The organism is Bacillus sp. DX4.1, assembly GCF_030348195.1.
In the GTDB taxonomy this organism is placed as follows: domain Bacteria; phylum Bacillota; class Bacilli; order Bacillales; family Bacillaceae_G; genus Bacillus_A.
The window spans coordinates 3,567,304-3,591,998 of record NZ_JAUCFT010000008.1; the positions used below are offsets into that span (position 1 = coordinate 3,567,304).

21 protein-coding genes, 1 pseudogene and 1 riboswitch are annotated in these 24,695 nt (G+C 36.0%); of the genes and pseudogenes, 9 read left to right on the plus strand and 13 right to left on the minus strand.

The annotated features are described in order from the left end of the window. Positions 1–18: 18 nt before the first annotated feature. Positions 19–585, plus strand: a complete 567-nt coding sequence (locus QUF99_RS21050; RefSeq protein WP_289372573.1) for a PadR family transcriptional regulator — start codon at positions 19–21, stop codon at positions 583–585. 385 nt (positions 586–970) lie between these two features. Next, positions 971–1,159, plus strand: a riboswitch (cobalamin riboswitch). 126 nt (positions 1,160–1,285) lie between these two features. Continuing rightward, positions 1,286–3,574: a 5-methyltetrahydropteroyltriglutamate--homocysteine S-methyltransferase gene (metE, locus tag QUF99_RS21055; RefSeq protein ID WP_289372575.1), complete on the plus strand. Its 2,289-nt coding sequence runs from the start codon at positions 1,286–1,288 to the stop codon at positions 3,572–3,574. 284 nt (positions 3,575–3,858) lie between these two features. Here the strand turns inward: metE and comJ are convergent, their stop codons facing one another. Both comJ and nucA read right to left on the minus strand, forming a co-directional pair. Continuing rightward, on the minus strand, positions 3,859–4,248 hold the full coding sequence (gene comJ / locus QUF99_RS21060; protein WP_289372577.1) for a competence protein ComJ: 390 nt from the start codon (positions 4,246–4,248) through the stop codon (positions 3,859–3,861). Positions 4,249–4,305: 57 nt separating this feature from the next. Next, entirely contained in the window at positions 4,306–4,740 is a 435-nt protein-coding gene (gene nucA, locus QUF99_RS21065; protein WP_289372578.1) for a DNA-entry nuclease, read from the minus strand. Positions 4,741–4,979: 239 nt separating this feature from the next. Here nucA and QUF99_RS21070 point away from each other — a divergent pair, with 239 nt between their 5' ends. Then, positions 4,980–5,732, plus strand: coding sequence for a DUF3967 domain-containing protein (locus QUF99_RS21070; protein ID WP_289372580.1), 753 nt, complete (start codon positions 4,980–4,982; stop codon positions 5,730–5,732). Positions 5,733–5,758: 26 nt separating this feature from the next. On the opposite strand, the gene QUF99_RS21075 is transcribed toward QUF99_RS21070, so the two are convergent. Further along, entirely contained in the window at positions 5,759–7,033 is a 1,275-nt protein-coding gene (locus QUF99_RS21075; RefSeq protein ID WP_289372582.1) for a sensor histidine kinase, read from the minus strand. A 311-nt stretch (positions 7,034–7,344) separates the two neighbouring features. On the opposite strand from QUF99_RS21075, the gene QUF99_RS21080 reads away from it, so the two are divergent. Together QUF99_RS21080 and QUF99_RS21085 are read left to right on the plus strand one after the other, a co-directional pair. Then, on the plus strand, positions 7,345–7,545 hold the full coding sequence (locus QUF99_RS21080) for a hypothetical protein (RefSeq protein ID WP_289372584.1): 201 nt from the start codon (positions 7,345–7,347) through the stop codon (positions 7,543–7,545). Between the two features lie 261 nt (positions 7,546–7,806). Then, positions 7,807–8,964 carry an aminotransferase A gene (locus QUF99_RS21085; RefSeq protein WP_289372586.1) on the plus strand — a complete coding sequence of 386 codons (1,158 nt, stop codon included), beginning with the start codon at positions 7,807–7,809 and terminating at the stop codon, positions 8,962–8,964. Positions 8,965–8,985: 21 nt separating this feature from the next. Here QUF99_RS21085 and QUF99_RS21090 read toward each other — a convergent pair whose 3' ends face one another. The 4 genes from QUF99_RS21090 to QUF99_RS21105 all read right to left on the minus strand — a co-directional run bounded on the left by QUF99_RS21090 (position 8,986) and on the right by QUF99_RS21105 (position 13,908). Then, complete coding sequence (locus QUF99_RS21090; protein ID WP_289372589.1) at positions 8,986–10,008, minus strand: LacI family DNA-binding transcriptional regulator; 1,023 nt, start codon at positions 10,006–10,008, stop codon at positions 8,986–8,988. Between the two features lie 418 nt (positions 10,009–10,426). After that, positions 10,427–11,269 (minus strand): maltosaccharide ABC transporter permease MalD, encoded by an 843-nt coding sequence (gene malD / locus QUF99_RS21095; protein ID WP_289372591.1) that lies wholly within the window; start codon positions 11,267–11,269, stop codon positions 10,427–10,429. Beyond that, the gene (locus tag QUF99_RS21100) at positions 11,270–12,571 is read right to left on the minus strand and encodes a carbohydrate ABC transporter permease (RefSeq protein WP_289372593.1); all 1,302 of its coding nucleotides are present in this window, start codon (positions 12,569–12,571) and stop codon (positions 11,270–11,272) included. A 77-nt stretch (positions 12,572–12,648) separates the two neighbouring features. After that, positions 12,649–13,908: an extracellular solute-binding protein gene (locus tag QUF99_RS21105; RefSeq protein ID WP_289372595.1), complete on the minus strand. Its 1,260-nt coding sequence runs from the start codon at positions 13,906–13,908 to the stop codon at positions 12,649–12,651. A gap of 316 nt (positions 13,909–14,224) precedes the next feature. On the opposite strand from QUF99_RS21105, the gene QUF99_RS21110 reads away from it, so the two are divergent. Continuing rightward, positions 14,225–15,985, plus strand: coding sequence for an alpha-glycosidase (locus tag QUF99_RS21110; RefSeq protein ID WP_289372596.1), 1,761 nt, complete (start codon positions 14,225–14,227; stop codon positions 15,983–15,985). 44 nt (positions 15,986–16,029) lie between these two features. Here the strand turns inward: QUF99_RS21110 and QUF99_RS21115 are convergent, their stop codons facing one another. After that, positions 16,030–17,724 (minus strand): glycoside hydrolase family 13 protein, encoded by a 1,695-nt coding sequence (locus tag QUF99_RS21115; RefSeq protein WP_289372598.1) that lies wholly within the window; start codon positions 17,722–17,724, stop codon positions 16,030–16,032. Between the two features lie 291 nt (positions 17,725–18,015). On the opposite strand from QUF99_RS21115, the gene QUF99_RS21120 reads away from it, so the two are divergent. Further along, positions 18,016–19,116, plus strand: coding sequence for an ABC transporter ATP-binding protein (locus QUF99_RS21120; protein ID WP_289372599.1), 1,101 nt, complete (start codon positions 18,016–18,018; stop codon positions 19,114–19,116). Between the two features lie 121 nt (positions 19,117–19,237). Here the strand turns inward: QUF99_RS21120 and QUF99_RS21125 are convergent, their stop codons facing one another. Together QUF99_RS21125 and QUF99_RS21130 are read right to left on the minus strand one after the other, a co-directional pair. Then, positions 19,238–19,747, minus strand: coding sequence for an SDR family NAD(P)-dependent oxidoreductase (locus QUF99_RS21125; protein ID WP_289374725.1), 510 nt, complete (start codon positions 19,745–19,747; stop codon positions 19,238–19,240). 546 nt (positions 19,748–20,293) lie between these two features. Further along, positions 20,294–20,749 (minus strand): RDD family protein, encoded by a 456-nt coding sequence (locus tag QUF99_RS21130; RefSeq protein ID WP_289372601.1) that lies wholly within the window; start codon positions 20,747–20,749, stop codon positions 20,294–20,296. Between the two features lie 143 nt (positions 20,750–20,892). Here QUF99_RS21130 and QUF99_RS21135 point away from each other — a divergent pair, with 143 nt between their 5' ends. Next, positions 20,893–21,330, plus strand: coding sequence for a DUF3997 domain-containing protein (locus QUF99_RS21135; RefSeq protein WP_289372604.1), 438 nt, complete (start codon positions 20,893–20,895; stop codon positions 21,328–21,330). Between the two features lie 57 nt (positions 21,331–21,387). On the opposite strand, the gene QUF99_RS21140 is transcribed toward QUF99_RS21135, so the two are convergent. After that, the gene (locus QUF99_RS21140; RefSeq protein ID WP_286121711.1) at positions 21,388–21,573 is read right to left on the minus strand and encodes a hypothetical protein; all 186 of its coding nucleotides are present in this window, start codon (positions 21,571–21,573) and stop codon (positions 21,388–21,390) included. 86 nt (positions 21,574–21,659) lie between these two features. Continuing rightward, positions 21,660–22,421 carry a hypothetical protein gene (locus tag QUF99_RS21145; protein ID WP_289372621.1) on the minus strand — a complete coding sequence of 254 codons (762 nt, stop codon included), beginning with the start codon at positions 22,419–22,421 and terminating at the stop codon, positions 21,660–21,662. A 574-nt stretch (positions 22,422–22,995) separates the two neighbouring features. Between QUF99_RS21145 and QUF99_RS21150 the strand changes: the two are divergent. Continuing rightward, positions 22,996–23,280, plus strand: a pseudogene (locus QUF99_RS21150) (AAA family ATPase); the annotation flags it as partial. An 87-nt stretch (positions 23,281–23,367) separates the two neighbouring features. Here the strand turns inward: QUF99_RS21150 and QUF99_RS21155 are convergent. Next, entirely contained in the window at positions 23,368–24,543 is a 1,176-nt protein-coding gene (locus QUF99_RS21155) for an acetyl-CoA C-acetyltransferase (RefSeq protein ID WP_289372624.1), read from the minus strand. Positions 24,544–24,695 lie beyond the last annotated feature (152 nt).

Genomic DNA, 24,695 nt, shown 5'->3' on the forward strand with positions numbered 1-24,695 from the left:
TTTAGGAGTTGAGACAGCATGAGCATGAAATTAGTCATTCTCGGCTTATTACTCGAAGGAGACAAACATCCATACGAAGTACAGCATACAATGAAAGAACGACAAATGGATTGTTATATTAAATATGCAAAAGGGTCTCTCTATTACGCTTTTGAACAATTAGAAAAACAAGGTGCGATTGCGATTACAAATGTGGTCCGAGATACAAACCGACCAGATAAAACCATTTTCCATATTACCGATATCGGCAAAGACCTTTTTCATACTCTTTTATTAAAGCAATTTGAGGCCAAAAATCAAATATACAAACCAATTTATTCAGCTCTTTCTTTTGCTCATTTTGGAGATGAAGAAGCAATTATTCCTATTTTAGAGAAAAAGAGAAATGACACAATTCAATATTTACATACGATGAAAATGATATACGAACGCAGTAAAATAAACATTCCACGGGCACAGCTATATATTTTAGCAAGTGTTATAGAACACATCTCTGTTGAGTTACGTTGGTTAAATGAACTACATAAAGATGCAAGTGCTGGACGTCTTTCCGAAATCGGCACAGACATAAAGGGAAGGCTCTAACGAGCAGTCACCTCCCCCTAACCTCTTTGTCCTATATGAATTTGCGGGGGCTTTACCGCCCGATTGGTTGCGTTTCTATCAATGGGAGTATTCATCTCCTGCTGATAAACCCTCAACCAATCAGGCTCTTATATTTTCCATTTCCCCTCTTCTCTCATTTTAAACTAAGATATGACTGACCATTAAAACGCAATAAAAAACAATCCATACTATTTTTCTTCCAATCTGTTATAGAAAAGCAAAACGATTTACACAGTAAAAGAATAGTTTCCATTCCTCTAAAAAATGCCAATTTAAATCAGAATATTCTTATTTCAAAACAGTGGACAAAATTCAAAAAATTATGTTAGAATTTGTTTCAATATCATATTCGCTTGTTAAATTCCTTTCAAAAAGGAAAATAGGTACGCGAAATTTTTTATTTCGTGTTTAAAAGGGAAGTTTGGTGAAAATCCAACGCGGTCCCGCCACTGTAAGTGCAGAGAGCTCTTTCCTATACCACTGTGAAAACGGGAAGGTGAAAGAACTCGTATGAAGCATCAGCCAGGAGACCTGCCTATTTTAACAACACTGATAGACTCACGGATGATGAGGAGGTGTTTTTAACGGAAATGGAGTATTTTCTGCTCCTATATACTTTTCGTTAAGAGCATTTCCGAGTAAACGGAAATGCTTACTTTCAATTAGGGAGGAAATTTAAATGGTGATTCAAACGAGTAACTTGGGGTATCCGCGCATTGGATTACACCGCGAATGGAAAAAAACATTGGAAGCTTTTTGGGCAAACAAAATTAATGAAGAACAATTTTTAACGAACACGAAAGAAATTCGTCTTCAACATGTAAAAACGCAACAAGAAAAAGGAATTGATTTAATTCCAATTGGTGATTTTACATACTATGATCATGTACTGGATACAGCTTATATGCTCGGTTTTATCCCATCCCGTTTTTCTGAGTTTACGTCTTATCTTGATGTATATTTTGCGATGGCACGTGGCTCTAAAGATCACGTCGCTTCTGAAATGACAAAATGGTTTAATACAAACTATCATTATATTGTTCCTGAATATGAAGAAGGGTTAAAGATCTCTTTAAAAGATAACCGTCCTCTTCGTTTATATGAAGAAGCAAAACAAGAACTAGGAGTAGATGGGAAACCAGTAATATTAGGACCCTATACATTCTTAAAATTAGCAAAAGGTTATAAACAAGATCAATTCCCAACAATTCTACAACAACTGGTTGCACCTTATGTACAGCTATTAACTGAATTACATGATGCTGGTGCACGCTTCGTACAAATTGACGAACCAATTTTTGCGTCTTTAACAAAAGAAGAAATCGCACAAGCGAAAGAACTTTATGAAACAATTCGTAAAGAAGTACCACATGTATCTCTTATTTTACAAACTTATTTCGATAGTGTAGAAGAAAACTATGAAGAGATTATTACATTCCCTGTATCCGGCATTGGATTGGACTTTGTTCACGGTAAAGAAGGCAATGTAAAAGCAATTTTAGAACACGGATTCCCATCCGATAAAATTTTAGCTGTAGGTTGTATAGATGGCCGTAATATTTGGAGGGCAGATCTTGATGATGTTCTTTCTTTATTCGAGACATTAAAAGAGCATGTTACGCCAAAAGATTGGATTGTCCAGCCTTCTTGTAGCTTATTACATACTCCAATTGACAAGACAGAAGAAACGCACCTGTCAAAAGAATTATATGATGCACTTGCATTTGCAAACCAAAAATTAGAAGAACTTACTATTTTAAAACAAGCACTTGCACATGGTGTAGAAAGCATAAGTACAGAACTTACAGCTTATCGCAGTGCCCATGAAGCAATTCGTTCTTCAGCTGCACGTAATCGTGAAGATGTGAAAACATCACGAGCAGCGCTTCAGGAAGCAGACTTCTCTCGACCTCTTCCATTTGAAAAACGCTATGCTGTGCAACAAACTGCATTACAATTACCATTGTTACCAACAACAACAATCGGTAGTTTTCCACAAACTACTGAAGTTCGTCAAACACGTAAACAATGGCGTAATGGTGATATTACAAATGAACAATACGAACAATTTATTGAAAAGGAAACAGAAAAATGGATTCGATATCAAGAAGAAATCGGCCTTGATGTGCTCGTTCATGGTGAATTTGAACGAACTGATATGGTGGAATACTTCGGAGAAAGACTTGCTGGTTTCTCTTTCACAAAAAATGGTTGGGTGCAATCATACGGTTCTCGTTGTGTAAAACCACCTGTTATTTATGGTGACGTTGCCTTTATTAACGGAATGACAATTAAAGAAACTGCATTTGCACAAAGCCTTACAAATAAAGTTGTAAAAGGTATGCTAACAGGACCTGTAACGATTCTAAACTGGTCATTCGTTCGAGATGATATTTCACGAAAAGAAGTTTCCTACCAAATCGCATTAGCACTTCGTCATGAAATTAAATTACTTGAATCTTCAGGTATCCGTGTTATTCAAGTCGATGAGCCAGCGCTTCGCGAAGGAATGCCGCTAAAAGAAAAAGATTGGGAAGCATATATCACATGGGCTGTTCAATCATTCCTTTTAGCAACTTCTTCTGTAGCAAATGAAACACAAATTCATACACATATGTGTTACAGTAACTTCGAAGATATCGTAGATGCAATTCGTGCATTAGATGCCGACGTTATTTCTATTGAAACATCAAGAAGTCACGGCGAATTCATTCACACATTGGAACATACGACATATGAAAAAGGAATTGGCCTAGGAGTCTATGATATTCATAGCCCTCGTGTTCCAAGTAAAGATGAAATGTATACAATTGTAGAACAATCCTTAAAAGTATGTGATCCGAAATACTTCTGGATTAATCCTGATTGTGGTTTAAAAACAAGAAGAACAGAAGAAGTTATTCCTGCTCTGGAACATATGGTTCAAGCTGCAAAACAAGCACGTGAACTTCTAAAAACAAATGTATAATTAAAAAATGAGGATGTCCAAAAAGGGCATCCTCATTTTTTATGCTATGAAATTTTCAACTTGCTTTCGTCTCTATATAAATCTATTTTGATTTTTCGACATATAAGCCACGGCTATGGATAACAAAAGGTGACCTGCGCTCGTTTTCTCTCTTTGTTTTCACTTGGCATGGGGCAGGAAAAGGACCTGACCGCTTCTATGCATGGCCGGATGTTCTCTCCACTTAAAAAGAAGGGTTTTATGTCGTTTTTTTAATTTGTATTTATATATTTGCGGCGGTGTTATCATTCTCTCTCTTCAAAATACAGTTCATACTGTACTTTATAAAGTTCATCTTCTGTCGGCTCTTCAAGTGGAATTGCTTGCACAACTAGTATATATGCGCCTTGTGGAATCGAAATATGTAATTTATTAGAAAGAATACTGCTTATAAAAACGCCATCATTATGCACAGTAAATGGCGCTAATATCGTTCTCATCACTCCTTCTTTCTCTACATGCTTCCCAACAACTGCAGCAATTTCACACGTATAATCAGAGAGCGTTTCAAAAATAATGGTACCATCCGTTTCGGCATACCCTCTCTCGAAATCTTCATCCGTCCATTCTACATACGGTTGTTCTTCCTCATGATTCATAACGATTAATTGTGAGTAGGAAATTGTTAACTCCATGCATGCCATTCCTTTCCATCATTTACTTTCAGTCCATTCGCCTCAAATCATTATCTGCTATTTCACCACAAATTTCACACGTGTGCCATCTGGATATTTGTCTAACTTATTCCCAACCCAAGAACCGGCACCTCGGTTATCACCCGGACTAATATATTCAATATGTGCACCTTTTCCACCTTCTTTGCACATTGCCATCGGCCATTCATCACGGTCATACCCTTTTTTTGCTGGATACGGAGCTAAAGACAGCTTTCTTCTATCAACTGCACCATTTCGATCAATCGTACACACCTTAGAATGACCTTCATTTATTGCATCTGCAATATGCTTTCCAGTTTCAGGGTAACGTTCTTTTGGAAAATCTAGAACTTGGTCATATGCGGATTCTTTCTTACTCTTTGGTTCTGTTGGTATGAAGACTTCATAAACAGCAACCAAGATAGAAAGAATCGTGATAATTGAAATAATAATGCCTTTTAATTGCTTCATATATGTACCTCCATTTTCAAAAACCTTTTCTCATTCTAGGCTATTATAACAAACTTACCAAGCTTATGTTTTCAGACATTATTTGCGCTCTTCTTCTTCTTTACGCCAAAAACATTCATTTTTATGCAACTTCTCACTAATCATGTAGAAATCTTCTAGCCTTCCGACATTCTTTTTTAAAGGAAGTATAAATAAAAAATGGAATTGGTATATACGATACTTTTTGGGGAGGAAACGTCATGGAGGCAATATATAAAACGAAGGATGTCACAAATAAAACCGGAATCCCGAAACATATAGTTCGAAAATACAGTCAACTTTTAGAGCAACATGGTTATACAATTGCAAAAACCGCTGATGCTCGTATATACAAAATGGATGATATGCAACTCTTAAAATCAATTCATGAACGAGCAGCCACTTTACAAGAAGACATCACAGAAACAATTCCCATCATTTTAAAAGAAAAAAACACCCCACCCGCCCCCATCCTAAAACAGAATCAAGAAGTGAAAGCGAAAGAGGAAGGGCGAAACTTTGAAGAATTTATGTTAAAACTTGAGATGCTCGCACAACTAAATGAAGCTATTATTCATCAAAACTCAACCTTAATTACTCAAAACCGTTTAAAAGATGAAAAACTGGATGAATTAATGCAGCAAGTCTATGTAAAAGAAGAAAAACAAGCAGATATGCTGCAAGACCTTGTCGATCACGCTGTCCAAACAGATGCTCTACAAAAAGAAAAAATGGACTTATTAATGAATCATATGTATAAACGCGAATCGAAGCAAGAAGAAAAGATAAATAAGCTTGTCAATCACGTTTACAATAAGGACAGCAATCGAGACAATCAACTCATGCAAGTCATTCGTGAAATTCAAGAAACAAAACGATTAATAGCCGCATCAAAAGAACAAAGCTTCTTTCAATCATTTAAAAATTTATTTGTCCGGGTTAAATCTGAAAAAGCAAATGAAATGAATAAATAAAAAAAGTTACCTCATTTCGGTAACTTTTATTCCTTATTTATGACAGCTGGCAACGTAATAATTGCTTCTGTTCCTTTTCCACTCTCACTTTGATATTCAACCGTACCATTATGTGCCTGTAGAATACTAAACGTTACCATCAGTCCTAGACCAGTTCCTTTTTCTTTTAGCGAATAATAAGGCTGCCCAAGTCTCGCTAGCTGTTCTTTCGTCATCCCAACACCGCTATCTTTTACTCGTATCATAATGACATTACCTTGTTGAACAGCGGTTACTTTTAAATACCCTTTGTTTTCTTGAATCGCTTCAATCCCATTTTTAACAATATTCATAATTGCTTGTTTTAATTTTGTTTTATCGCCAATCGTATACAGATTTTCAGAAATTTCAACTTGTAAATAGACACCTTGCATTGCAGCAAATGACGACATTAAAGTAGTCATTTCAATGAGTTGTGCCGATAAGCATATGTGTTCTTTTTTATCAATTTGTGGCTTGGCTAAATTTAAATAATCCGAAATAATTTGTTCAGCTCGATCTAGCTCTGCCAATACAAGACGCATATAATCCTTATTCTTTACATCTTCTGTACTCTCTAACAGCTGAATAAAGCCACGAACAACTGTAAGAGGATTTCGTACTTCGTGTGCTACACTTGCCGCTAGCTCACTTATGATATTCAGTTTCTCAGACTTTTGCATTTCTGTACGCAGCAGCGCATTTTCATTTAAATACTCTGTTAAGTACACTTGAAATACCATTGTCATAATCATAATAAGAGAAGCAAATATGTATCCGCTGTATAAATGAGACATAGGTGGCGTAAAGCCTGTTCCTAGCAACACATCAAACATCTCAAATACTAAACAGACGAGCACATATAAAGATGATATGATGAAGGATAAAATAAGCTTCTTATCCCTTGGGAAAATGGCCCACTTTTTAGATAACAATAGAGGAATAATTGCAAGAAACAGAACTTCTACTATTCGAAACCAATTTAGGCCATGCATAAACCAATCGTATATAACAAAAATAAAAGCTGGAATGATTCCCGCTATACCACCATACAAAAATCCACTGATAATCGGAATTTGGTGAAAATTATAACCACAAACATTGCCAAAACAAACGGGATACGTCATGGAAAGAACAAGCGTAATACTTGATAAAAACATAATAAAGTAGCGATTGGGTTTTGGAAGCGTATTTTGATAACGATTTAGGCGAATCGCTTCATATAAAAATAGTGGCAGAATAATGATAGCAACTTGAATCATTAAGTCACGGATAAGCACCATACCCTCTCATCCCCTATATGTATTTTGATATGATTATATCATTTTATAGACATTTTTGTTTTAAAATTTAGATTTTTCTCAACATTTTTGTAAATCATTTGTGAAGAATAGTTAAGAAATGTTACAACTTTCCGAAATGATTGTAAACCCTGTACCAAATTACGGCTAGGCAGTATACAATGAATACGGATAAAGAAAATAAAACAAAAAACAGTCCAGTGAATGGACAATTATAACAGCATACGGCATATAATCCATACTATCTCTGTTTACAAATAAGTGACCACTATTTTAGTAGGAGGAAGATAAATATGGCAGGAACTACGCTTGTTTTAAATGAGGAAAATTTGGTTGTTCTCGAAAATGTTGACAAATCAGTATACGAGGAACTACAAGAACAAACTGGAGAAGAACATTGCACATGCGCTGTCGATGCATCGGTTGTGCATCTTGGAAAGGTATCTTCTGTTCTTTGGAATGAAGATGAGATAGATTGGGCATACGGTTATTAAAAAGGTCGCATTAAGCGGCCTTTTTTTATATGCTTAAAGAGGATGTTCAAAAAGTCCGGTAAAGATAGCTGCCCTATTTCTTCGTTACGTCGTCACTCTGGTACTCATGTAGTTCACTCTACACTCCGTATCCTCCTAGCTTCCGTTCCTCAAACTACTCGGCTCTCTTTATCCTCCTTTTTGAACACGTATTTAAAAGGCGAAGATATAAAAAATATGGTAAAATAAAAGAAATTTTGCAACGGAAGAAAGGGAGACAAAATGGAACAATTCATTAATCCTAGAGTAAAGGACATTCAAATTTCTGGTATCCGTCAGTTCTCTAATATGATTCAAAACTATGATAATCTCATTTCTCTAACAATTGGACAACCCGATTTCCCAACACCTTCTTTAGTAAAAGAAGCTGCAAAACGGGCAATTACAGAAAACTTTACGAGCTATACACATAATGCTGGGCTGCTAGAATTACGCAAGGCGGCTTGTAATTTTTTGAAAGAACGTTACGATTTACACTATTCACCAGAAGACGAAACAATCGTTACGATCGGTGCGAGTGAAGCAATCGATGTTACGTTCCGTACGATTTTAGAAGAAGGCACAGAAGTTATTTTACCTGCTCCTATTTACCCTGGCTATGAGCCTATTATTCGGATGTGTGGTGCAACACCTGTTTTTGTAGATGTTCGTAAAACCGGATTTCGCTTAACAGCTGCTGCGATTGAAAATGCGATTACAGATCAAACGAGATGCATCGTTTTACCTTATCCTTCTAATCCAACTGGTGTAACACTTTCAAAAGAAGAATTAACAGACATTGTAGCTGTTTTAAAAAATAAAAATATTTTCATCCTTTCTGATGAAATTTACAGTGAACTTGTATATGAAGATGATCATACGTCCATTGCTCATTTTCCCGAAATGCGTGATAAAACAATTGTCATTAATGGTTTATCAAAATCCCATTCCATGACAGGCTGGCGTATTGGTCTTTTATTTGCTCCAGACTATTTAGCAAAGCATATTTTAAAAGTTCATCAATATAACGTTACATGCGCAACTTCAATTGCACAATATGCTGCGATTGAAGCATTAACAGCTGCAAAGGATGCACCGCGAATGATGCGTCATCAATATAAAAACCGTCGGAATTACGTGTACAGTCGTCTGACTCAAATGGGCTTAACTGTAGAAAAGCCCACAGGTGCGTTTTATTTATTCCCGTACATTGGAAACTTAACATCTTCATCCTTTGATTTTGCAGTTCAACTTGTCAAAGAGGCCGGACTTGCTGTTGTTCCTGGAACAGCATTCTCAGAATATGGAGAAGGTTATATTCGTCTTTCTTACGCTTATAGTATGGAAACATTAAAGGAAGGCTGCGACCGTTTAGAACAATTCCTACAGCAAAAAAGCTAAGAGATTCCTCTCTTAGCTTTTTTATATGTTGTTAAAACAAGTTTGACGCTTCAATAATTTATGTGGGATGATAATACATTTCGTAATTGATTCTGAGTGTTCTATCTTGTCAACTAAAGCTTTTGCCGCTTCATACCCTAATTGATAAATGTTTACATCCACTGTTGTAAGTGGTGGGCTTGCAATTTCAGATAATAAAGCATTGTTAAAGCTAACGATCGAAACATCCTTCGGCACAACAAATCCCTTTTTCGATAGCGCACTTAAAACTCCTAGTCCAATTAAATCATCTGTCGCCATAATCGCCGTTGGTGGCTTTGAAAGTGCCATTAACTCTTCTACAGCCTGCTGACCACTTTCCCTTGAGAAATCAAAATGTAAAATATATTCCTTCGGCAAAGGAACATCAGCTAGTTTCAAAGCATCACTCATTCCAGCTAAACGATCTTTCGTAACAAGTAAATCTGAACCTCCACCAATGAAGGCAATTTGCTTATGTCCTAGTGAAATCAAATATTCCGTTACTTCCCTGGCAGCTGTATAATTATCATTATCTACATATGTAATTTCATCTTTTCTTTCATATGGCTTTCCAATTAAGACAAACGGAAAATTTTGTTGCTGTAAATATTGGATAATGTGATCATTTTCACGTGAGTACAGAAGAATAATTCCTCCAATTTGACGACCTTGTACCATTTTTACAACGCCATTAAAAATCTCTTCTTCCGTTTCTCCAGTTGATATATATAAGGAATATTCCTCTACATGCGCAAACGAACTAATTCCTCGAAGAACCTCTGGGAAAAATGGATTTTGAAATGCTTTACTTGCAGAACTTGGCATAACAAGTCCAATTGTTTTCGTCGTTTGATTTGCAAGACTTCTTGCATTTAAATTCGGATGATATCCTAACTCATTCATCACTTTACGTACACGACGCTTTGTTTTTTCACTAATACTTGGATTATCCGCAATAACACGCGAAACAGTGGAAGGAGCAACATTTGCTTTTTTTGCCACATCTTTAATTGTAACTGTCATAAATTTGTTCCTTCTCTCTTCTTTTTTACATGATTTATATAAGTTACATCTATTTTTGTACCATTCATATAGAAACCTCTATTAACCCAAACCTACCTTTTCCCTCTCCATGTATTGTAAAGGATATAGCTTTATTTTCCTATACTATAAAATATTTTTTTCATATCTTTCAATTCCTATGTCACATCAATCCCGATAAAAAACATATTTTATAATATGGAAAATTCTCATCATTTCTATAAAGTGAAACTTTTATCAATGAGAATTTTCTTCATCCCCTACTGATAATTAGCCCTCACCAATCGGGCTTTTCCGGGAGGTTATTCCCACCTTCATTATTTTCTCTGAATCTTGAGGTGGGGGTCTTACTGCCCGTTCATGTGGGATAAAAAGAGAAATGGGACATAAAGTCCCATTTTCATCCCTTCGTTCCTCCAGCTGTTAAACCGGAAATAAAATATTTTTGCAGTGATAAGAATAAAATGGAAATTGGTATTGCAATTAATACAGAACCCGCTGCAAACGTTGTAAATTCATTACCAAATTTTTTCGCTACCATTTCGTACAATCCAACTGCTAACGTATAATTTTCTGGCGTACGTAAAATGATGCTTGCTAAAATAAAGTCAGTAAATGGGCCGATAAATGTGAACAATGCTACAACCGCAACAATTGGCTTTGCGAGTGGCATGATAATTTGCCAAAAGATGCGAAAATGACCTGCTCCGTCCATACGAGCTGATTCGTCCAATTCTTTTGGAATGGTATCAAAGTACCCTTTCATGAGCCACGTATTCATAGGAATTGCACCGCCGACATAAATTAAAATTAATGCAAGATGTGTATCAATTAATCCTGTTAGCTGCGCTAGTATATATAGTGCAATTAACGCTGAAAAGTTTGGAATCATTTGCAGAATTAAAAATGTTACTAAACCGTTTTTTCGCCCTACAAAACGATATCTTGAAAATGCATATGCTGTAAAACTAATCGACAATACAGAGAAAATCATTGTCAAAACACTAACTTTCAACGTATTTTTATACCAAAGTAAATAATTACTTTTGGAAAGATCAAGTAGTTCTCGATAATGATCTAGCGTTGCATTTTTCGGAATGATACTTGATCCCGACAAACTATCACCTGGATTAAATGATGAACCAACAATCCATAATAATGGATAGAAAATAATGACACACATAACGAAAATGACGAAATAACTTAATGAAAGACGTAACATCTTCTGTCGTTTTATATTCATTTACATCATATCCTCTTCTTGGAATGATTTTGTTCTTTTAAATTGCCATAAAGCAACTGTAATAACAATTAACGATAAAATCAGCGTCAGTGCTGCCGCTTTCCCATATTGAGCTGATGTCATCGTTAACTTATAAATCCAGGAAATTAAAATATCTGTTCCACCTGCATTTTGTCCTGATACAGCCGGACCACCACTATTAAACAGATAAATAATACTGAAGTTATTAAAGTTGAACGTATATTGCGTAATTAAAATCGGTGCAGTTGCATATAAAACGAGCGGCAATGTAATTTTACGAAATTGTTGCCAAGCTGTTGCACCATCTACTGTAGCCGCTTCATACAATTCACCTGGAATCGATTGCAATATACCTGTCGTCATCGCAAAAATAAACGGAAACCCCAGCCATGTTTGAATGAAAATTAAAGCGACTTTTGCCCAAAATGGATCTGTCATCCATGCTATCTTTTCGATTCCAAATAGAGTCAACACCTGATTGTTAATTGCCCCAAATGATTCGTTAAACATACCAGCAAATACGAGAATAGATACAAACGCTGGAACTGCCCAAGGTAAAATAAAGATTGTCCGAATCACTGCTTTTCCTTTAATCCCTGGTTGATTTACTAAAATTGCCAAGAAAATACCAAGTGCCACTTGCAGCGTCGTTGCGATAAATGTCCAAATGACAGTCCAAGATAATACACTTAAAAATGTATCTCTCCACATTGGTAATGTGAAAATATCAATAAAGTTTTTAAAACTAACCCACTCTACCAATTTTGCAGGTGGAGAATGATATAAGTCATAGTTTGTAAATCCAATTAATAGAACAAAAATAATCGGAAACACAACGACAAAGATAAGTAGTAGAAACCCTGGTGAAACCATCAGGTATGGGAATCCTTGGTCTAATAGATGGTGATATTGTTCCTTCACAGAGTTTAGCGGTATTCCTACGTCACGTTTCTTCCCATTTTGATAGGCATCATATAGATTAAAAGCATATACTCCTAACCCAAATGCAATAACAATAAGTGCTAAAATACCCTCTACCAGTAGAAAAATAGAATGATCACGAGGAACTTCTGTACCTAGCGTTACAATTCCCCACAATCCTATATTTAACAAATCAGCAAACGCTACAAAAAATGAGCAAGTTAGTACAAGAAAGATAATACCTTTTACATATTGTTTATTATACAGTTGTCCGATACCTGGAATGATTGACAGCGCTGCCGCTGTTTTTCGATGTTTTGATCCGGTTACTTCATTCGCTGGTTCAAAGGATGTTTGCATTGTTCTTCCCCCTTTTTTCTTCCCCTTGGAAGGAGGAGAATTCGTGTCCCTCATTTACAAGAGACACGAATTCTATATTATTTTTGCTTACCATGGTTCGCTTCAATATTTCCTTTAATTTGTTTGACCGCTTCATCAAGTGCTGCTTTTGGTTCTTGTTTTCCCGCTGCAAGTAGCTCTAATGCAAATCTTGATGGCTCCCATACTTCTTGCATTTCTGGAATGTTCGGCATTGGGATACCAGTTGCAGCCTGTGTAGTTATCGCTTTTGCAGCTTCACTTTCCTTAATAATTGGATCTTCCATTAATGATTTTACAGGAGGAATTTCTTTTGATTTTTCATAGCGAATTTTAGCATTTTCTTCATTTGTTACCCAATCAACAAATTTTGTTGCTAAATCTTTATTTTTTGAAAAACTTGTTACATGCCATCCTTTTACACCAACAAATGTTTTCATCGGTTCACCATTTGGCAATTTCGGCATCGGTGCTACACCATAATCAATTCCGGCTTTTTCCATCGCTTGAAATGCCCATGGACCGTTCATAATAGACGCAGCTTTTCCTTCATTAAACAATCCATCAGCAGCTGCCCCTCCAGATTCACCGATGATACCTTTCGGGAATAGCTTTTCCTTGTACCATTTTTGAATGTATTCCATACCTTGTACTGCTCCACTACTATTTAATCCGATATCCGCTGTATTTGGTTTCCCATCTTTCTCACCGAATACATATCCTCCCATACCAGCCATAAATGCATTAGCAAAATACAAATTATCTCCTAATGCTAAAAATCCATATTTTCCATCTTTTGTGAAATCTTTCGAGAATTTGTATAGCTCGTCCATCGTTTCTGGTGCTTTTGGCATAAGCTTTTTATTATAAATAAAAACTGGTGTCTCAATCGCTTTCGGCAATCCATATAATTTCCCTTTATATGTTTGCGCTTCTAAAGATAGATCAGTAAATTTGCTCTTTACAGCATCATCAACCTTTACTTCGTCAATTAAACCTTCTGTAACAACATTTCCAATATGGTCATGCGGTAATGTTACAACATCAGGCCCTGTGCCTGCTGGTCCATCAAGACGCAGCTTTTTCGTTTGATCTGTCATTTGAATTTCTGCAACTTTTACTTTTACATTATATTTCTTTTCAAAGCTCTTTACTGCTGGTTCTAAAGCAACACCTTTTTTGAGATCTTCCCAAACAAGAAGATCATAATCCTTCTTCTCCTTGCTCGCTTCCTTTTTCCCTGAATCTTTCGGACCACATGCAGACAACATACCAATTGCCAAAGCAGAGACCGTTAACAATGATAGCGCTTTCCTCATCCTCAAAACCTCCCTGAATTATGTACGTAATATCTTAATAAATGAAAACGTTTGCACTTACAAGTTTAATAGAAGCGCAAACAACTTTCTAATCTATGAAAACGTTTGCGCTATTTGTCTATCATTATACATTCTTTTATAGATTTTGCAAATATTATCTTTCTTTATTTTTCAAAAAATTTATGGGCTTATTGTTTATAATCATTGACTTTACACGAAAGGAATACTACCCTTATAAACAATATCAAGATTATACAAAAGGCAATCGTTTGCAATATAATCTTATTTATAGGATTATCAAAGGGGGATTTTCTATATGTTTAAAGAAGCAATATACCATAGACCAAAAGATAATTACGCATACGCTTACAATGAAAAAATGATTCATATTCGGTTACGTACAAAAAAAGATGATGTTGATACCATATCCTTCATTTATGGTGATCCATATGAATGGCAGGACGGAAAATGGCTAACAACAAAAATGCCAATGAAAAAAAGTGGTTCGACGGAATTATTTGATTATTGGTTTGTTTCGATCGAACCAAAATTTAAGCGCTTACGTTATGGGTTTGAACTGAAGAACAAAGTAGAATCTATCGTTTATACAGAACGCGGTTTCTTTTCTGAGGCCCCTACTGACGATATTGGCCATTACTTTTGCTTCCCATTTGTACATGAAAAAGATGTTTTTACAGCTCCTTCATGGGTGAAAGATACAGTATGGTATCAAATCTTTCCAGAACGCTTTGCGAATGGAGATCCTACATGCGATCCAGCTAATACCCTTGCTTGGAATAGTACTGCTCCGACTGCAGCTAACTTTTTCGGTGGTGATTTTGCCGGTATTATAGATCATCTTGATTATCTTGTAGACCTTGGTATTTCCGGTATTTACTTTACCCCAATCTTTACGGCTCACTCCAATCATAAATACGACACAATTGACTATATGGAAATTGATCCACAATTTGGGACGAAAGAAACATTTCAAAAACTGGTTGAAGCCTGCCATCAGCGCGGTATAAAAGTGATGCTAGATGCTGTTTTTAACCATAGCGGTTACTTTTTCGATAAGTTTCAAGATGTGCTAATAAAAGGGGAGCAATCTTCTTATAAAGACTGGTTTCACATTCATGATTTTCCACTTATAACAGAACCACTACCGAATTATGATACCTTTGCTTTCACACCATATATGCCAAAATTAAATACGGCTCATCCAGACGTAAAAGAATACTTACTTGAAGTAGGGCGTTATTGGGTACGAGAGTTTCACATTGATGGTTGGCGACTTGACGTGGCCAATGAAGTGGATCATACATTTTGGCGAGAATTCCGAAGTGAAATAAAAGAAATTCATCCTGATGTATATATTTTAGGCGAAATTTGGCACGATGCTCTTCCATGGCTACAAGGCGATCAATTCGACGCTGTAATGAGCTACCCTGTTACAAACGCTCTTCTTTCTTATTTTGCAAATGAAACCATTCGAGCAAGTGAATTTATGGAGCAAATTGCAGAGTCACTTCACTCCTATTCCATGAATGTAAACGAGGCTGCTTTTCATCTATTAGACAGTCACGATACACCGAGAATTTTAACAACCTGTAACGGAAATAAGGATAAAATGAAGTTACTCTATGTATTCCAGCTCTCCTTTATCGGTTCACCATGTATTTATTATGGTGATGAAATCGGAATGGATGGTGGTATGGATCCGGATTGCCGAAAGTGTATGGTGTGGGATGAAGACAAACAAGACAAAGAATTATTCCAACATATAAAAACATTAATTTCACTACGAAAACAATATAAAGCATTTGGTGGACATGGGACATTTACATGCATTGAAGCCAATAATGAGCAGAATTATATCTCTTATACGAAGACACAAGAAGAAGAAACAATCTTTTTCGTTTTAAATCCTACAAATAACGAAATTATCGCTCCTATACCATTTGATATCACTAGTAAAAAAATTGTAAATCTTTATACCGGAGAAGAATTTTCTGCCGAAACAAAATCACTACAAGTCTCCCTCCCTGCATACGGATTTTCAATTTTAAAATGGTAACATAAACAAAAACCTTGTGTAAAAAAATTACACAAGGCTTTTGTTTATTTCAATTTATACACTCTTGTTTCATATGGCTGCAATGATATATTTTCGATTGATTCATCTTGCACAGCATAGTTGTGTATGAATAAATCTGCTTGATTGTACGCTATCTCTTTTGGTAATTCAAATACACATTGATCCTCTGTAAAGTTTGCAATTACTACTAACTTCTCATCTTCCCATGTTCTTATGTAAGCAAAAATAGATGGATGGTTTTCCAGAATTAAATCATACGTACCATATACAATTATTTCATGTTGCTTACGCAGTTCAATCAATTTCTTATAGTAGTAAAAAATAGAATTTGAATCCTGTAGTGTCTGCTTCACATTAATCTCTGTATAATTAGGATTTGCTTGAATCCATGGTTTACCTGTTGTAAATCCAGCGTGTTCGCTGTCATCCCATTGCATTGGTGTTCGGGCGTTATCGCGTCCTTTTATGTAAATAGCTCGCATCACTTCCTCTTGATTTTCACCACGTTCAACCACTTTTTCACGGTACATATTCAGCGTTTCAATATCACGATACTCACCAATAGACGCAAATTGAACGTTTGTCATCCCAATTTCTTCTCCTTGATAAATATAAGGTGTTCCTTTCATCATATGAAGTACCGTTGCTAACATTTTAGCGGACTGGACACGATAAGTTGTATCATTACCAAAGCGTGAAACAACGCGAGGCTGATCATGATTGTTCCAATACAAACTATTCCATCCTGTTTGTTCTAGCGCTTTTTGCCATTTTGTTAAATTTTGTTTTAGCGTAAGGATTGAACATGGTTTAACATCCCACTTGCCGTTGTCTCCAGAATCTAAATCCATATGTTCAAACTGAAATACCATTTGTAATTCTTGACGCTCTTCTCCTGTACACAGTTTCGCTTCTTCTGTTGTTACACCTGGCATTTCACCGACCGTCATAATGTCATATTGAGACAGCACCGCTTCATTCATTTCATGTAAATACGGGTGAATATTTGGTCCGTTCATAAAATATCGATGACCCGATACGTAACCTTCTGTTTCTGTTTCCACAATTGGTAACCCTTCTGCTTTAGAAATGAAGTTTATGACATCCATACGGAAACCATCAATCCCTTTTTCAAGCCAAAACTTCATCATCTCATAAATATCTTTTCGTACTCGCTCATTATCCCAGTTTAAATCTGGTTGCTTTTTAGAGAATAAATGTAAATAATATTCGTCCGTTATTTCATCATACTGCCAAGCAGATCCACTAAATGCGGCTTCCCAATTGTTTGGCTCTTTTCCATTTTTCCCAGGACGCCAAATGTAGTAGTCTCGATATGGATTATCCTTTGACTTACGTGATTCAACAAACCAATTATGTTCATCTGAAGTGTGATTAACAACTAAATCCATCATTAACTTCATATTACGTGCATGCATTTCACTTAGTAGCTCTTCCCAATCACTCATTGTTCCGAACTCATCCATTATTTTGCAATAGTCACTAATATCATAGCCGTTATCATCATTTGGTGATTCGTAAACTGGTGATAACCAAATAACATCTATGCCTAGCTCTTTTAAATAATCGAGCCTTGAAATAATACCACGAAGATCACCAATCCCATCACCATTACTATCCATAAAACTACGCGGATAAATTTGGTATACAACACTTTCTTTCCACCATTGTTTCTCCATCATGCTACCCCATTTCATTATTTAATTCAAAAACAGGCGCAAACGTTTTCATTAATGAATCATATCAGATTTTAACAGAAATGAAAACAGCGCTTACAATTTTTTATACCATTTAAAAAAATGTAATTATCGCTCTTACCACCTTACAATCATTATATTTATAGATCCTCTAGCAAGAATGTATCCACCCTAGCAAATTTATGAAAACGTTTTATTTTTTACATCGTTTATATTTCTTTTTCTTTTACATTCGTTTATAATGAATTCAAAGAAAACGTTTGCATACTTTTTTCACTGGGAGGAAAAATCATGGCAGAACTAAAGTTAGAAAACATTTATAAAATATATGACAATAACGTAACGGCGGTAACAGACTTCAATTTACATATACAAGATAAAGAATTTATCGTTTTCGTTGGTCCATCTGGATGTGGAAAATCAACAACATTACGAATGGTCGCTGGTTTAGAAGATATTTCAAAGGGAGAATTTTCAATTGATGGAACTGTGATGAATGATGTCCCTCCAAAAGATCGGGATATTGCAATGGTTTTTCAAAACTATGCACTCTATCCACATATGAGTGTTTACGACAATATGGCGTTCGGTTTAAAACTACGCAAAATACCAAAAGATGAAATTGACCGCCGGGTAAAAGATGCAGCTCGCATATTAGGACTGGAAGAATATTTAAATCGAAAGCCGAAAGCTTTATCCGGGGGACAACGACAACGTGTCGCGTTAGGACGTGCAATTGTTCGTGATGCAAAAGTCTTCCTAATGGACGAACCCTTATCAAATCTTGATGCAAAATTACGTGTAGCTATGCGCTCTGAAATTTCTAAACTGCATCATCGCCTTGGAACAACAACTATTTATGTTACACATGATCAAACAGAAGCAATGACAATGGCGTCACGCCTTGTCGTTATGAAGGATGGGGAAATCCAACAAATTGGTACACCAAAGGAAGTATATGAAACACCAGAAAATATTTTTGTTGGCGGATTTATCGGCTCACCTGCGATGAACTTTTTCCGTGGTCAATTAACAGGACATCACTTTGTTATAGACAATAAAATAAAAGTTAAAGTATCCGAAGGAAAAATGAAACTACTGCGTGAACAAGGTTATATCAACAAAGAAATTGTTTTAGGAATTCGTCCAGAAGATATTCATGATGAGCTTTTATTTTTGGAAGCTTCACAAGACACAACATTTACAACACAAATTGATGTTGCCGAGCTATTAGGTGCGGAATCTATTTTATATATGAAACTCGGAAATCAAGATTTTGCGGCTCGCGTTGACGCTAGACATACCTTTACACATGGAGATACAATTAAACTTGCATTTGATGTAAATAAAGCACACTTCTTTGATGCAAAAACAGAAAAACGAATTCGCTAAAGTTCAATTTTTCTCCATCCCCACTAAGAAAAATTGAACCAATCGGGGTATTACTGCCCGTTAATAGCGGGATAAATACAAAAAAACCGTCCACATATAAATCGAGGGCGGTTTTCTACTATTATACTAGGGTTCCTACTGCATGAAATGATTGTTCTTTCATCCTAATAATACCAAAAATAGGTAAATCGGTTAACCTCACTTCTTCTTGCTGTTTCATAAAAGATGACGTTAATTGCTTTATCTCTATCCAAACATCATTAATACAAAATACATTGGAATCGTTCTCTTGTTGTCGAGAGAAAATAGAATCTACTTTATATAAGCCAGCATTATTAAACAAGACATCTATGCTTTTATAAGCTGTAATAGCAACTTCTATAACATATTTCCAATCTTCTTGCTTCTCCACATCATGAGCAACAAAAAGCGCTTCTCCGCCTAAACCTACAATCTCCTCAGCTGTTGCTTGTCCACTTTCTTGATCAATGTCCGTTACAATTACTTTTGCACCTTGTTGTGCCAACAAAAGAGCCGTACTACGGCCAATACCGATACCTCCACCAGTTACAACGGCAACTTTCCCTGCAAGTTTCATCGTCATTACCCCTTCTGTAAGTCTTACCGTCATCAGTATACTCCTTTCTTTGTTATATCTGCAAGCAGGAAAAAGGTCACCCTCACCATTGTAAACGCTTATCCACTTACTGACTTTCTCTTTTTTCTTACTATTATATTGATCAAAAACAAGACCGATAAAAATAAGTATCCCCAAAAAAATTAAGTCTCCTCCTGCCATTCCGGCCTCCCCCTTGTTATATGACACTATCTTTTTATTTATTATGTAACTTTCTTAATTTCCAATCTATTACAACAAAAAAATTGGATGTCTTAAAAAGTTTGGTATTCCTTACTTTCTAAAACATCCTTAACTAATATGGAGGGTACTATATAGGAGATGCCCGTCCTATATAAATTCCATTATACCAACTTAATTTATCGAATATTGTAAAAACTTAGGGTGAAATAAAATATTTTTAATAAATATTTATGCATCCTCTCACTTACCTTTCTCATTACAAAAGGTAAGCACATATTAAACATATCTAATACGTGCTTACCTTTATTTTTAGGATTCTTAACTTTTATATCTTGATAATTTTTGAACCTTCACGGACTATACGATACTCATCACTTTCGTTTTCATAATTAAATCATGAAAACCACAATTGTCATGACGAAACAACATCATATACACATTAACAATTGATGGAATTCCAAGCAGCAATATGTTTGGTATTAACAATACAAAAAATCGAGCTATCAACGCTTGTATTGTTATCCTTTCACTTGTTAGTGAAATAAGCCTTGTGCGCGTAATTTTTTTACCTATTGTACAACCGTTCCAAACAAATGGCACGAAAATAAAATATACAGCCATTAATATAAATACAAGCACAAGGTCGTATCGATAGTCGCCCAGACTAATATTAAAGCGATTGAAGATGGCACCATAGTTTCCCGTTGCAAGTGCCACAACCGCACCGTACATAACAGAAATGAAAAACATATCAATAATGGAGGCACCTAGGCGATTCATTACCACCGCTGGACGATGCATCTTTAACTTCATTTTATGTCGACTCCTTCGTATCCTTCTTTACCTCTTTCATCGTAACATTTCTAAAAAACATTGTAAATAACTCATATATTGGCGTTTCTTTCCCTTTTCTTGTACAATGTGTTACAACAGCGTTTTAGAAGGAGGACATCATATTGAAGCAATGGATAATCGTATTTGCTATTATATTGCTGACTGGTTGCACAGCGAATTCTACTCATTCCGCTTACACCATTAACGATGAATATGAACTGGTTAATACTTCCGGAAGTGCATTTGAACTTTTGCCAAAGCAAGACGCTATATATGCTACGCAATATATTCCAGCAAAAATTGTAGAAATTGCATGGGATGATATATATATTATGGTAAAACAACTTGAAGAAAAATCAGACCCAAATAACCCAGAAGCAACGATTGCAAATAAACAAAACGAGCATTATTGGATTATTGACGTGAAAAATAATCGCCGTTTTGGTCCTTATAACGAAAAACAATTTCAAGAGCAAAAGGAAGCGTTCCGAATTTCCAAATCATTACAAACCGTAGAAACATATATAAATGAACAAAACAAACAGTCAGCAAAATCATAGAACTGGCTGTTTGTTCCAAGCATTGTGAATGAATATCTTCTCCCACGATGTTTGATATTATTTCATGCGTTTATCATGATAATCAGGATGCTCACCTTTCATCGTAATAACCGCACCACAATTTTTACAAACCTCTATCTCCGCCACAGTTTGTGCAAATAAAGTAAGCTGACTTTCCATACTCGGGGCTACTGTTCCCTTTTCTATCTCTTTACTTCCGCATTCATAGCATCTTTTTTCCACTTTTACTTCCTCCTTTGCACTCTATTCCTATTACATTCGCTTCCATACGACAGATTTCCTGTTCTTTTTCCATGCAAAAAACCACCTCACTTTGAAAGTGAGATGGTGAATTTTTTCGGTTCAGACACATTTTCATGTGTATCGCCCATTGCAACAGCATCTGTTGTAAAGTCTATTTGGGTAATCTCTTTTTTTCCATCATTAAGTAATAACCCAATGATTCCTTCTCGTGTCTCACCTGGCTTGTAGTCTGCTCTCGTCACACCTTTTGTACCAACTAACGTATCCTCTCCGTATAAAAAGTTTTGAGTCGGCACGTTAAATTGTTGATCTTCATTAATGATAACATCATTCATGGAGAAAAACTGTATTTCTTTATCACCGCTATTTTCTACTTTGTATGAAATCTCGACATAGCGTACTGTATCACTGATGTCTTTTCCGCTTAATGAAGCATATAATTCTGCATCTTCTCGGCTCACTCCATCACCAAGTCTACGTTGTATTTCTTCCGGAGTTAATGCTGTATATACCTTCAATGTGTCTTTTGCATCCTGAGTCATATGTGATAATGCAATGACTTTTACATCTTGTACATGAATTTTCATTGGGGCTACTTCAAATATTTGATTCACTTGTTTCATTTGTTCTAATTTGAATGTCCCCCATCCTCTTTGTTTTACAGCCTGTCCAACTTTTTTCAATTCCTTGCCACCATATTCAGTTGTTTCTGGAATTGATTCTTTCTTTATTTCCTTCGTTTCCTTCGTTTCTTCTTTATGAAAACAACCACTTAATAAAACTATAAAACTACATAAAATACAAATACTTTTCCACGCTTTCATCACTCTACTCCTAACAATCTAATTCATAATCAAACTCGATAACACGAATCATTTCTTGTCCCGTATATTGCCGAAACAATGAAAAGTCCACAAAAAATACTTGTGATTGCTGATACTATATAAATCCATTTTGATTTTTCGACATATAGCCGCGGCTATGGATAACAAAAGGTGACCTGCACTTATTTTCTCTCTTTGTTTTCACTTGGCATGGGGCAGGAAAAGGATCTGACCGCTTCTATGCATGGCCGGATGCTCTCTCCCACCTAAAAAGAAGGGCTTTATGTCGGTTTTTAATTTGTATTTATATATTATACTCCCTATTTGTAGAATTTGAAAATATGTGTCTACCAACGTATGGACAATAAAGAACCCTAGTGCCATAACCATTAACCAACCCCAATACTTCCACTTCTTTCTCGCTGGTGTAGAATCTACTTCTTTTATAGACCCTCGACACTTCCAAAAAAACTACTTATAAAAGCCTCACTTCATCATAACGACAACAATTATCCTTATGCAAGGCTTATTTCCACATTCTGATATTCATATTAAAAATGATACAATCCATATGTAATTTTCAGGAAAAGTCTTGTATATTTTAGACGAGCCTGAAGCAGCTTTGTCACCGATGCGTCAGCTTTCGATGCTCATCCCTATGCATGAGCTAGCCCAGTAGCAATCACAATTTATTATTGCAACGCACTCCCCTCTTTTGATGGCGTATCCAAATGCCAGTATATATTCTTTAACACAAGAAGGAATGAGTAAAGTAGCCTTAGAAGAAACAGAACATTACCAGACAATGAAACTCTTTTTTGAAGACCGGAATCGCTTGCTTCATCATCTATTTCATTCATAGTATAAGAGAATACCGAAAATGATTATACATATCTATTTTAAACTACTCTACATCAAAAAAAAAAAAAGCAGCTCATGCTGCTTCTTTTTATAATGCTTCTATAAACAAGGCTACTCCAATGCCGCCACCGACACAAAGAGATGCAATTCCTTTTTCTAAACCTTGTCTTCTTAATTCATGAATTAAGCTGACAGTAATACGAGCGCCTGTGCAACCAATTGGATGTCCAAGTCCAACGCCACTTCCGTTCACATTTACTTTCTCACGGTTCAAACCAAGCTCTTTCTCTACGGCTAAGTATTGTGCTGCAAAAGCTTCGTTAATTTCTAATAAGTCAGCGTCTTCCACTGACCAATTCACTTTTTCTAAGCCTTTGCGAATAGCTGGTGCTGGTCCAATCCCCATAATCTTTGGATCTACACCTGCTACAGAATATCCAACGATTCTTGCTAACGGCTGCAATCCTTTTTCTTTCGCTTTTTCTTCACTCATTAATACTAAGGCTGCACTTCCATCATTAATACCTGATGAATTCCCTGCAGTTACTGTACCACCTTTACGGAATGCTGGCTTTAACTTTTCCAATTTTTCTTGTGTAATATCTGCACGTGGATGCTCATCTTTTGCAAACACAACTTCTTTTCTACGCTCTTTTATCGTAATCGGAACAATTTGTTCATCAAAATAACCTGCTTCAATTGCCTGAAGGGCTAGTTGATGACTACGCAATGCGACCTCATCTTGTTCCTCTCTTGTAATCTTATATTGTTCAGCAAGATTTTCTGCTGTTTCACCCATCATAATGTTATGTATCGGATCTTCCAATACTTCCCACACCATATCGCGAATTTCTCCGTGCTGCATACGTTGTCCCCAACGATGCTGCTTTAATGCATAAGGGCTAGAGCTCATCGCTTCTACTCCACCTGCTACGACAATATCGCTTACTCCTAATTGAATCTGCATTGCTGCTGACATAATTGCTTGCATACCAGAAGAACATTGACGCTGAATCGTATAGCCTGTTACAGTATCAGGAAATCCTGCTGCTAACGCGGCAGTTCTAGCGGTATTCGCTTCATCTGTTCTTTGAATGCAATGCCCTAAAATTACCTCATCAACTTCGTGCGGTTCCACTCCACCTCTTTTTACAGCTTCTTGAAGTACAGGAACGATTAATTCCACTGGTTTTACATTTTTTAATGCTCCTCCAAAAGTTCCAATTGGCGAACGAACTGCAGCTGTAATTACCACATTATGCATCGTGCACTTGCCCCTCTCTTATGTCCCTAGTAAATTTTCGGATGGAATAACATAAGCTGTATATCTAGATTTATCATACTACAAGCATACTAAAAAATCAAAATATTTAATATAGTAAGAATAGAGAAAATAGAGAGAACGAAAAAATAGAG